This is a genomic window from Micromonospora sp. NPDC049089 (assembly GCF_040648775.1).
GTDB lineage: Bacteria > Actinomycetota > Actinomycetes > Mycobacteriales > Micromonosporaceae > Micromonospora.
The window spans coordinates 19,524-29,314 of sequence record NZ_JBEZEH010000074.1 but is presented as its reverse complement, the minus strand read 5'-3'; the positions used below and the strand labels follow the sequence as shown (position 1 = coordinate 29,314).

Sequence of the window (9,791 nt, the reverse complement as noted above, 5' to 3'; positions counted from 1 at the left end):
ACCGGTCTTGGCCTTCATCGGCCAGAGCTCCGGCTGTCGCGTGGTGGTGCCCTCAGGGTAGATCACGACCGCGCCGCCCTCGTCGAGCGCGGCAGGCGAGCCAGAGCATGCCGTACTTCTCGCGCAGCTGACGGCGGCGCAACAGCTCGACGATGGTGCCGAGGAGCAGCAGGCCGGTCAGGCCGGTGACGAGGGTGAGCTTCATGCGACCTTCCACGGGGCGGGTGGAGCGGGGGAGTGGAACGCGTCAACCAGGGCGCTGTGCCAGTCTGGAAGCGGGGGTAGACCCACGGCTGCCCAGCGGCTGTGCCCTAGCACACTGTACGCAGGCCGTGGAGCGGGACGTGGATACCGGTCGCTGGTGGTGGGTCGGATCCGGTCCGGGTCCAGTCCGGCCAGCGTGAACGCGGCGCGCGCCAACCCGTACCAGGTCGTCTGCCCGGCGCAGGTGCCGTGGTAGACGCCGGGCGGCGCGTGACCGGCCAGCGCCGCGTCGGCGAGCGCGACGAGCCGTTCGGCGAGCGCGTACGACCAGGTGGGTTGGCCGTGTTGGTCGTCGACCACGTCGAGGTGTTCGTGCTGGGTGGCGAGTCGGAGCATGGTGGCCACGAAGTTCGGGCCGTGCGCGCCGTAGAGCCAGGCGGTGCGTACGACGTACCCGGTGTCGGGCAGCAGCCGCGCGACGGCCTGTTCGCCGACCAGCTTGCTGCGGCCGTAGGCGTTGACCGGCGCGATGGGCGCGTCCTCCGGGTACGGGGTGTCCGCGTTGCCGGCGAGGACGTAGTCGGTGGAGATCTGGATCAGCCGTGTTCCGTCGGTGGCGCATGCCGCGGCCAGGTTGGCCACGGCGTGGCCGTTGACTGCCGTCGCCGCGGCCTCGTCGGCCTCGGCGGCGTCGACGTTGGTCCACGCGCCGGCGTTGATCACGAGGTCGTGCCCGGCGACGGCGGTGCGGACCGCGGCGGGGTCGGTGATGTCGAGGTCGGCGCGGGTGGCGGCGGTCACCTTGAGGTCGGGTCGTGCACCCAGCACGGCGATCAGGTCCCGGCCGAGCATCCCGCCCGCGCCGGTGACGAGGAGTCGGGTCATGCGGTCGGCGCGGACTTGAGGGGTTCCCACCAGTTGCGGTTGTCCCGGTACCAGCGGACGGTGTCGGCGAGGCCCTGGTCGAGGGTGATGCTGGGGTGGTAGCCGAGCTCTTCGCTGATCTTGGTGATGTCGAGGGAGTACCGGCGGTCGTGGCCCTTGCGGTCGGTGACCGGGACGACCCGGTCCCACCCGGCGCCGCAGGCGTCCAGGAGCAGGCCGGTGAGTTCCTTGTTGGTCAACTCGGTGCCGCCGCCGATGTTGTAGACCTCACCGGCACGGCCCTTCTGCTGGACGAGGGCGATGCCCCGGCAGTGGTCGTGCACGTGCAGCCAGTCACGGATGTTGCCGCCGTCGCCGTAGAGGGGGACGGTGCCACCGTCGAGCAGGTTGGTGACGAACAGCGGGATGACCTTCTCGGGGAACTGGTACGGGCCGTAGTTGTTGGAGCAGCGGGTGACGACCACGTCCATGCCGTGGGTGCGGTGGTACGACAGCGCGAGCAGGTCGGAGCCGGCCTTGGACGCCGAGTACGGCGAGTTGGGGGCGAGTGGCCAGGTCTCGGTCCAGGAGCCCTCGTCGATCGAGCCGTAGACCTCGTCGGTGGAGACGTGCACGAATCGTCTGGTGCCGTGGCGCAGCGCCGCGTCGAGCAGCGTCTGGGTGCCCAGCACGTTGGTGGTGACGAACGGCGCGGCGCCCGCGATGGAACGGTCGACGTGTGACTCGGCGGCGAAGTGCACGATCACGTCGTGGTCGGCCACCGCCTCGTCGACAACCACCGGGTCGCAGATGTCGCCCTGCACGAAACGCAGTCGCGGGTCGTCGCGGACGGGCTCGAGGTTGGCCAGGTTGCCCGAGTAGGTCAGCTTGTCCAGCACGGTCACGACGGCCGGCTCGAGCGTCGGCACGCTCTCCGCGCTGCCGAGGGGCTTGCCCAGCAGCAGGCGAACGTACTCCGACCCGATGAATCCGGCTCCGCCGGTGACGAGGATCCTCACGGGTCCGGAAGTATACGCGACGGGCGGGGCGGCGCCCGGTGTGTGACCCCCGCACGACGTGCCCGGGTGCGGCTAGGCTTCCCCGATGCGCGGAATCCTACTTGCCGGCGGCACCGGGTCCCGGCTCTGGCCGATCACCCGGGCGGTCTCGAAGCAGCTGATGCCGGTCTTCGACAAGCCGATGATCTATTACCCGCTCTCCACCCTGGTGATGGCCGGGGTCCGGGAGATTCTGGTGATCACGACTCCGGACGATCAGGACCAGTTCCGTCGGCTGCTCGGCGACGGCAGCCAGTTCGGGCTGCGGCTGGAGTACGTCAGTCAGGAGCGCCCGGAGGGCATCGCGCAGGCGTTCATCCTCGGCGCGGACTTCATCGGCGCCGAGTCGGTGGCGTTGGTCCTCGGCGACAACATCTTCCACGGCGTGGGTCTGGGTGGGCAGCTCGCCGACCACAGTGACCTGGTCGGTGGGCGGGTCTTCGCCTATCAGGTGGCCAACCCGCAGGAGTACGGCGTGGTCGACTTCGACGCCGATGGTCGGGTGCTCTCGATCGAGGAGAAGCCGGCCCGGCCGAAGTCCCGCTACGCGGTGCCCGGCCTCTACTTCTACGACAACCGGGTGGTGGACATCGCCCGCAAGCTCACCCCGAGCGCCCGCGGCGAACTGGAGATCACGGCGGTCAACGAGGTGTACCGGGAGACCGGGGAGCTGGCGGTGACGGTGCTGGATCGGGGCACCGCCTGGCTGGACACCGGCACGTTCAGCTCGATGATGCAGGCCGCCGAGTTCGTCCGGGTGGTCGAGGAGCGGCAGGGTCTCAAGATCGGTTGCATCGAGGAGGTCGCCTGGCGGGCCGGCCTGATCGACGACGCACAGCTGCGCGCGCTCGCCGAGCCGCTGACCAAGAGCGGCTACGGCACCTACCTGCTCGGTCTGCTCAGCGATCAGGCCGGCAACGACGGGGGTTCCTGGTGAAGATCCGGGAGCTGAGCATCGAGGGCGCCTGGGAGATCATCCCCCAGCAGCACGGTGACCCGCGCGGCATGTTCATGGAGTGGTACCGCTTCGACAAGCTCGCCGAGGTGGTGGGGCATCCGCTCCGGCTGGCCCAGGCCAACCTGTCGGTCTCCGCGCGCGGCGTGGTGCGCGGCGTCCACTTCGCCGACGTCCCGCCCGGGCAGGCCAAGTACGTGACGTGCGTGCGGGGCGCTGTCCTCGACGTGGTCGTGGACCTGCGGGTCGGCTCGCCGACCTTCGGTCGTTGGGAGGGCGTCCGGCTGGACGACACCGACCGTCGGGCGGTCTACCTCAGCGAGGGGCTGGGGCACGGGTTCTGCGCGTTGACCGACGACGCGACGTTGAGCTACCTCTGCTCGACCACCTACAACCCGACCGGCGAGCACGCCGTGCACCCGCTGGACGAGGAGTTGGGCATCGAGTGGCCCGCCGATGTCCCGTTGCTGTCCGCGCGCGACGACGCGGCGCCGACTCTGGCGCAGGTCCGCGAGCGGGGTCTGCTTCCGGAGTACGACAGCTGCCGGCAGTTCACGGCGAGCCTCGGTCCGGACGGAATGTCGCACTCAACCGGTATGTGACGGCGCTCGGGGCACGACCTGTGGTCTGACAGTGACGAACCGGGCCTCCGGGCGGCTAATGTCTCACCATGGAGCGGCGAATCTTCGGCCTCGAGACCGAGTACGGCGTCACCTGCACCTATCGCGGGCAGCGGCGGCTGTCCCCGGACGAGGTCGCGCGGTATCTGTTCCGTCGCGTGGTGTCCTGGGGCCGGTCGAGCAATGTCTTCCTACGCAATGGGGCCCGGCTCTACCTGGACGTCGGGTCGCATCCGGAGTACGCGACACCGGAGTGCGACTCGGTGACCGATCTCGTCGCCCACGACCGGGCCGGCGAGCGGATCCTGGAGGGCCTGCTCGTCGACGCGGAGAAGCGGCTGCACGACGAGGGCATCGCGGGTGAGATCTACCTGTTCAAGAACAACACCGATTCGGCCGGCAACTCGTACGGCTGCCACGAGAACTACCTGGTCTCCCGACACGGCGAGTTCGGCCGGCTCGCCGACGTGCTCATCCCGTTCCTGGTCACCCGGCAGTTGATCTGCGGGGCCGGCAAGGTCCTGCAAACCCCACGCGGCGCGGTCTACTGCCTCTCGCAGCGGGCCGAGCACATCTGGGAGGGCGTCTCCTCGGCGACCACCCGCAGCCGCCCGATCATCAACACCCGCGACGAGCCGCACGCTGACGCCGAGCGCTACCGACGGCTGCACGTGATCGTCGGCGACTCCAACATGAACGAGGTCACCACGCTGCTCAAGGTCGGCACCGCCGACATCGTGCTGCGGATGATCGAGGCCGGGGTGGTGATGCGCGACCTGTCCCTGGAGAACCCGATCCGGGCCATCCGGGAGGTGTCGCACGACATCACCGGCCGGCGCAAGGTGCGGTTGGCCAACGGCAAGGAGGTCAGCGCGCTGGACATCCAGCAGGAATACCTCGCCAAGGCCACCGAGTTCGTCGAGCGACGCGGCGGCGACCAGGCCGCCAAGCGGGTCGTCGAGCTGTGGGGCCGGGTGCTCAACGCGGTGGAGAGCGGCGACCTGGAGCCGGTCTCCCGGGAGATCGACTGGGTCAGCAAGTTGCGGCTGATCGAGCGCTACCAGCGCAAGCACGACCTGCCGCTGTCGCACCCCCGGGTGGCGCAGATGGATCTGGCCTACCACGACGTGCGCCGCGGCCGGGGCCTCTACGGGCTCCTGGAGCGCCGCGGCGACGTCGACCGGGTGGCCACCGACCCGGAGATCTTCGAGGCCAAGGAGACCCCACCGCAGACCACCCGGGCCCGGCTGCGGGGCGAGTTCATCCGGCACGCCCAGGAGAAGCGCCGGGACTTCACCGTCGACTGGGTGCATCTGAAGCTCAACGACCAGGCGCAGCGCACCGTGCTCTGCAAGGACCCGTTCCGGGCGTACGACGAACGGGTGGAGCGGCTGATCGCCAGCATGTGACCGGTTGCCGGCCCCGTCGACGCGCTACGTCGACGGGGCCGGTCAGCCCGGTGCGCCGAGCGGTTAAGCTGAGCGCGCCATGACGACTTCTGGACCTTCCGACCGCCCCGAGCGCGGCACCGAGCGGCAGAACTGGATCGAACGCCGGCGGGAGAAGATCCGCGCCGAGGTCGACCGTAACCGGCGCGGTGACTACACAGTGCCGACGTGGGTGCTGGCCCTGGCGCTGGCGCTCATCGTGGGCGGCTGGCTAGCCCTGATCTTCCTGGCCTGACCCGGACGCACCCTCTTCGGTCCGCGATGATCATGAGGTTATTGCCATGACACGCCGAGGCGGAGCGCAATAACCTCATGATCGACGCGGACTGGGCTGGGGTCAGGGGCGCAGGGTTGCCGCGTGGCGGCCGGCGGCGGCTGCTGCCAGGAAGTAGGCGTGGTCGGCGTCCAGGGCACGGCCCATGGTGGACAGGGGTACCGCGCTGGCCCGCAGCGCGGCGTCCAGACCGTCGGTGAGCACCCGGACGATCCGGTGTCGGGTCGCCAGGGGCGCCAGCGCCGCGTCCACCTCGGCGGCAAGGGCGGGGTCCAGGTCGTCGGGCACCACCAGCTCCGCCGCGGCGAGCGCCACCCGTCCGTACGCGGTGAGGCTGTGGTGTGACACGCCCCGGTGTCGGGGGCGGGCGTCGGCGTCGGAGATGCGCAGCGAGCCGACCGGCTTCCCGCCCAGCGTGGCGATCGCGTTGACCGCCTCGCCGACGGCGACGCCGGAGAAGCCCCACCGGGTTCCGGTGCCCAGGTTGCCGGGCCCCTGGGCCACGATCGCCACGTCCGCGTCGAGCACGTGGCGGGCGGCGAGCAGACCACCGTGCAGGGTGGTGGCCTCCAGGTCGCCACCGAACGCCTGCCCGACGGTGATCGTGCCAACCAACTCGTCCCGCAGCCCGGCGAGGGTACGGGAGAACCAGGCGGGCAGCGCCCCACCGTCGGTGAGCAGGTACGCCACCCGCGCCTGCGGGGCGTCGGCCCGGATGCCGGCCAGGATCGCCGGGAGCGCCGAGTGCAGGTCGGCGGTGACCACCGGCAGGCCGCCCAGGTCGTCCGCGTCGGCCAGCACGTCGCGGTGCGGGGAGGCTTCCTCGTCGACGCCGAGGAGGATCGGCTGCAACGGCGTGTAGCGGGCCTTGACCAGATGCCCGGCGTCGCGGGTGTCGGCGACCTCCGGCGGGTCCGGCGGCAGTCGGTCGGGCAGGGCGACCACCAGGGCGTACCCGCCGGTGCCCAGCCCCATCAGCAGCGCGCCCGCGTTGAGCAGCACCCGGTCGCCGGGCTGGGGCGTGCCGACCAGCTCCGGGTACGCGAGGGCCCGCATCCGCGTGCCGTCGGGCAGGTCGACGTCCAGCTCCACCGCCCCGGTCCACTGCCGTCGAAGCGTCGCCACCGTCCCCGTACGCCATCGCACCATGACGGGCACGCTAGCCGCGCGGGCGTGGCGGCCCGCGCCCGGGTGCGGGTCAGGTCGGTTCGGGGCCGCCGGCGTCCGGGCTCGGCCCAGCCTGGGTGTGCCGGGCGGTGCCGGTGGCGCCCGGCATCGAACGGGTCGGGTCGAGGAAGACGAAGCGGATCTCCGGGTACCGGTTGGTGAGCCGCCGCTCGGCCTCGTCGGCGCTGGCCTCGATCTGCGCGCCGGTGGCCTCGTCGCGGAAGTCGACCTTCGCGGCGACCAGGATGTCCTGCGGGCCGAGCTGCATGGTCAACAGGGTGTCGATGCGTTCCACCTCGGGCAGCCCGGCCAGATCCTGCTCGATCTCGTGTCGCAGCCGCTCCGGGACGGCCCGGCCGACCAGCAGCGACAGATTGTTGCTGGCGAGGATCCCGGCGACGGTCAGCAGCAGGAGCCCGATCAGGATCGACGCGACGCCGTCCCACACCTCGTCGCCGGTGGCGTGCGACAGACCGACGCCGAGCCCGGCCAGCACCAGACCGATCAGGGCCGCGCTGTCCTCCAGGAAGACCGCCTTGACGGTGGTGTCGGCGGTCAACCGCAGGAACCGCCGAGGCGTGGTCCGCCAGCGCCGCGACTCGCGGCGGACCTGCCGCACGGCCCGGGCCAGCGAGATCGACTCGATGACGAACGACACCCCGAGCACGATGTACGAGATCAGGTAGTCGCCGCTGTGCTTGTGCACCAGGATCGTGGTGACGCCGTGGGTGACGGCGAAACCGGCGCCGGCGACGAACGTGAACATGGCGGCGAAGAACGCCCAGACGTAGCTTTCCTTGCCGTACCCGAAGGGGTGTCGCTGGTCGGCCGGGCGGGCGCCGCGGCGCAGCGCCTGGAAGAGCAGCACCTCGGTGGTGGTGTCGGCGATCGAGTGCGCCGCCTCGGAGAGCATCGCGGCTGATCCGGAGATCAGCCCGGCGATCAGCTTGGCGACCGCGATGGCGAGGTTGGCCGCCCCGGCGACGACGACGGTGCCGACGCTCTCGCTCTCGGGTCTGGCCTCCGCTTGCGACATGAGGATCACCCTATGACCGCTGACGGCGACGCGCCGGGGGAGGCCCGATCCGAACAAGTGTGCGGCACGCCCGCGCGGGTGCGCGGTGTGGGCGGGTCGGCTGCTAGCGTCTACCGCGTGTCGCGGACCCGCACCGAACGCCTGGTCAACCTGGTGATCTGCCTGCTGTCCACGCGACGGTTCCTGACCGCCGCGCAGATCGCCGCGACCGTGCCCGGTTACGAGCACGATCCGGACGACGCGCGCGACCACGAGGCGTTCCAACGCAAGTTCGAGCGGGACAAGGCCGAGCTGCGCGAGCTGGGTGTCCCACTGGAGACCGGCACGGCGAGCGCCTTCGACGCCGAGCCCGGCTACCGGATCGCCCACCGTGAATACGCGCTGCCCGACATCCTCCTCGAACCGGACGAGGCCGCAGCGGTCGGCATCGCCGCCCGACTGTGGCAGCACGCCGGGTTGGCCGCCGCCGCGTCGTCGGGGCTGGCCAAGCTGCGCGCCGCCGGGGTGGACGTGGACCCGCAGGCGACCCTCGGCCTGGAGCCGATGGTCACTGTCGACCCGGCGTTCGCGCCGCTGACCGCCGCCGCCCGGGACCGCCGCGAGGTGGGGTTCGACTACCGGGTGCCCGATCGCGACGCGCCCACCCGGCGACGGTTGCAACCGTGGGGCGTGGTCTGCTGGCGCGGCCGGTGGTATGTGGTCGGCCACGACCAGGACCGGGAGGCGACCCGCTGCTTCCGGCTGTCCCGGGTCGTCGGCGCGGTCCGGGTGACTGGCGCCCCCGGCGCGTACGAGCCGCCGGCCAACGTCGACCTGATCAGCCACGTGGCCCGCTGGTCGGGTCCGGTGGAGCGCACCGGTCGGGCCACCGTGCTGGCCGCGCCCGGGCGGGCCGCCGGGCTGCGCCGTTGGGCGGTGGAGGTGACCGCCGGGCCGGACGGCGACTGGCTGGTCCTGCCGTACGCCGACCCGGACGGGCTGGCCGGTCATCTCGTCGGCTACGGCCCGGACGTGCGGGTCATCGACCCACCGGAGGTCCGCGAGGCGGTCATCCAACGACTCAAGGAGATCGCCGTGCGCCACGACGAGCTGGCCGTCGGCGGGGGTGCCCGGTGACCCGCCCGGCCGCCCGCAACGGCTCCCGCGCGTCCGCCGACCGGCTGGCCCGACTGCTCAACCTGGTGCCCTACCTGCTGGCCCGGCCCGGCATCGAGATCGCCGAGGCGGCCGGTGACCTGGGCGTCACCGAGCGCCAGCTCCGGGAGGATCTGGAGCTGCTCTGGGTGTGCGGGCTCCCCGGGTACGGCCCCGGTGACCTGATCGACATGGCGTTCGACGGTGACCGGGTGACCATCACCTACGACGCCGGCATCGACCGGCCGTTGCGACTGACCCCCGACGAGGCCCTGGCCCTCGTGGTGGCGCTGCGCATGCTGGCCGAGACGCCCGGGGTGGCCAACCGGGAGGCCGTCGAACGGGCCCTCGCCAAGATCGAGGCCGCAGGAGACCTGGTGGGCGCGCCGGTGGCGGTCCGGTTACCCGGGGACACCCCGCGGGTCGAGGCGCTGCGCGCCGCCGTGGAGGGCGGCAGGGCCCTGCGGATCACCTACTACACGGCCGCCCGGGACGAGACCACCGAGCGGGTCATCGACCCGCTGCGGATGCTGATGGTCGGCGGGCGGGCGTACGTGGAGGCGTGGTGTCGGCGCGCGGAGGCCGTCCGGCTGTTCCGCGCCGACCGGATCGACGCGGTCACCGAGCTGGACGAGCCGGCCACGGTGCCGCCCCAGGCCGTCCCGCACGACCTCACCGAGGGCGTGTTCCGCCCCTCGGCCGACCTACCGTTGATCACCCTGCGCATCGGTCGGGGCGAACGGTGGATCACCGAGTACTACCCGTGCGAGCGGGTCGAGGCCGGTGACGGCGACCAGTGGCTCGTCTCCCTGCGGGTCACCGACCTGGGGTGGGCCCGCCGGTTCGTGCTGGGCCTCGGCCCGGAGGTGACAGTGGTCGCCCCGGTGGAGTTGGCCGAGCAGGTGCGGGCGACGGCGGCCGCCGCGCTGGATGCGTACGCCGTGCCCGCGGCCGTGCCCCGGCTGCCCGAGGTCGACCCGGAGCGCGCGCCGTCGGGTGACCCGGCGGTGGCCGGCCGCACCCAGTAGGCT

11 protein-coding genes and 1 pseudogene are annotated in these 9,791 nt (G+C 71.8%); 6 read left to right on the top strand and 6 right to left on the bottom strand.

What is annotated here, in order from left to right:
* The 4 genes and pseudogenes from AB0B48_RS15220 to rfbB all read right to left on the bottom strand — a co-directional run.
* Positions 1 to 87: pseudogene (locus AB0B48_RS15220) on the bottom strand (1-acyl-sn-glycerol-3-phosphate acyltransferase); the annotation flags it as partial.
* Positions 53 to 205, bottom strand: coding sequence for a hypothetical protein (locus tag AB0B48_RS15215; RefSeq protein WP_357201199.1), 153 nt, complete (start codon positions 203 to 205; stop codon positions 53 to 55). The pseudogene AB0B48_RS15220 and the gene AB0B48_RS15215, both read right to left, overlap by 35 nt.
* Positions 202 to 1,089, bottom strand: a complete 888-nt coding sequence (gene rfbD / locus AB0B48_RS15210; RefSeq protein WP_357201196.1) for a dTDP-4-dehydrorhamnose reductase — start codon at positions 1,087 to 1,089, stop codon at positions 202 to 204. The genes AB0B48_RS15215 and rfbD overlap by 4 nt, the downstream gene beginning before the upstream one ends.
* Entirely contained in the window at positions 1,086 to 2,087 is a 1,002-nt protein-coding gene (gene rfbB / locus AB0B48_RS15205) for a dTDP-glucose 4,6-dehydratase (protein WP_357201193.1), read from the bottom strand. Before rfbB ends, rfbD begins: the two co-directional genes overlap by 4 nt.
* A gap of 85 nt (positions 2,088 to 2,172) precedes the next feature.
* On the opposite strand from rfbB, the gene rfbA reads away from it, so the two are divergent.
* The 4 genes from rfbA to AB0B48_RS15185 all read left to right on the top strand — a co-directional run bounded on the left by rfbA (position 2,173) and on the right by AB0B48_RS15185 (position 5,384).
* The gene (gene rfbA / locus AB0B48_RS15200; RefSeq protein ID WP_355007955.1) at positions 2,173 to 3,063 is read left to right on the top strand and encodes a glucose-1-phosphate thymidylyltransferase RfbA; all 891 of its coding nucleotides are present in this window, start codon (positions 2,173 to 2,175) and stop codon (positions 3,061 to 3,063) included.
* A complete protein-coding gene (gene rfbC / locus AB0B48_RS15195; protein WP_357201189.1) occupies positions 3,060 to 3,683 on the top strand; it encodes a dTDP-4-dehydrorhamnose 3,5-epimerase in 624 nt (207 codons plus the stop codon). The genes rfbA and rfbC overlap by 4 nt, the downstream gene beginning before the upstream one ends.
* Positions 3,684 to 3,751: 68 nt before the next feature.
* The gene (pafA, locus tag AB0B48_RS15190; RefSeq protein ID WP_210781723.1) at positions 3,752 to 5,110 is read left to right on the top strand and encodes a Pup--protein ligase; all 1,359 of its coding nucleotides are present in this window, start codon (positions 3,752 to 3,754) and stop codon (positions 5,108 to 5,110) included.
* Between the two features lie 79 nt (positions 5,111 to 5,189).
* Positions 5,190 to 5,384 carry a hypothetical protein gene (locus AB0B48_RS15185; protein ID WP_355007957.1) on the top strand — a complete coding sequence of 65 codons (195 nt, stop codon included), beginning with the start codon at positions 5,190 to 5,192 and terminating at the stop codon, positions 5,382 to 5,384.
* 102 nt (positions 5,385 to 5,486) lie between these two features.
* Here the strand turns inward: AB0B48_RS15185 and AB0B48_RS15180 are convergent, their stop codons facing one another.
* The gene (locus tag AB0B48_RS15180) at positions 5,487 to 6,572 is read right to left on the bottom strand and encodes a DUF3866 family protein (RefSeq protein WP_357201185.1); all 1,086 of its coding nucleotides are present in this window, start codon (positions 6,570 to 6,572) and stop codon (positions 5,487 to 5,489) included.
* Between the two features lie 49 nt (positions 6,573 to 6,621).
* Complete coding sequence (locus AB0B48_RS15175) at positions 6,622 to 7,626, bottom strand: cation diffusion facilitator family transporter (RefSeq protein ID WP_357201182.1); 1,005 nt, start codon at positions 7,624 to 7,626, stop codon at positions 6,622 to 6,624.
* Positions 7,627 to 7,743: 117 nt separating this feature from the next.
* On the opposite strand from AB0B48_RS15175, the gene AB0B48_RS15170 reads away from it, so the two are divergent.
* Both AB0B48_RS15170 and AB0B48_RS15165 read left to right on the top strand, forming a co-directional pair.
* On the top strand, positions 7,744 to 8,742 hold the full coding sequence (locus tag AB0B48_RS15170; RefSeq protein WP_357201208.1) for a WYL domain-containing protein: 999 nt from the start codon (positions 7,744 to 7,746) through the stop codon (positions 8,740 to 8,742).
* Positions 8,739 to 9,788, top strand: coding sequence for a YafY family protein (locus AB0B48_RS15165; protein ID WP_357201179.1), 1,050 nt, complete (start codon positions 8,739 to 8,741; stop codon positions 9,786 to 9,788). Before AB0B48_RS15170 ends, AB0B48_RS15165 begins: the two co-directional genes overlap by 4 nt.
* Positions 9,789 to 9,791 lie beyond the last annotated feature (3 nt).

Coding starts and splice junctions, on each gene's coding strand:
- AB0B48_RS15215 (WP_357201199.1), bottom strand. CDS start 205: ATGAAGCTCACCCTCGTCACCGGCCTGACCGGCCTGCTGCTCCTCGGC.
- rfbD (WP_357201196.1), bottom strand. CDS start 1,089: ATGACCCGACTCCTCGTCACCGGCGCGGGCGGGATGCTCGGCCGGGAC.
- rfbA (WP_355007955.1), top strand. CDS start 2,173: ATGCGCGGAATCCTACTTGCCGGCGGCACCGGGTCCCGGCTCTGGCCG.
- pafA (WP_210781723.1), top strand. CDS start 3,752: ATGGAGCGGCGAATCTTCGGCCTCGAGACCGAGTACGGCGTCACCTGC.
- AB0B48_RS15185 (WP_355007957.1), top strand. CDS start 5,190: ATGACGACTTCTGGACCTTCCGACCGCCCCGAGCGCGGCACCGAGCGG.
- AB0B48_RS15180 (WP_357201185.1), bottom strand. CDS start 6,572: ATGGTGCGATGGCGTACGGGGACGGTGGCGACGCTTCGACGGCAGTGG.
- AB0B48_RS15175 (WP_357201182.1), bottom strand. CDS start 7,626: ATGTCGCAAGCGGAGGCCAGACCCGAGAGCGAGAGCGTCGGCACCGTC.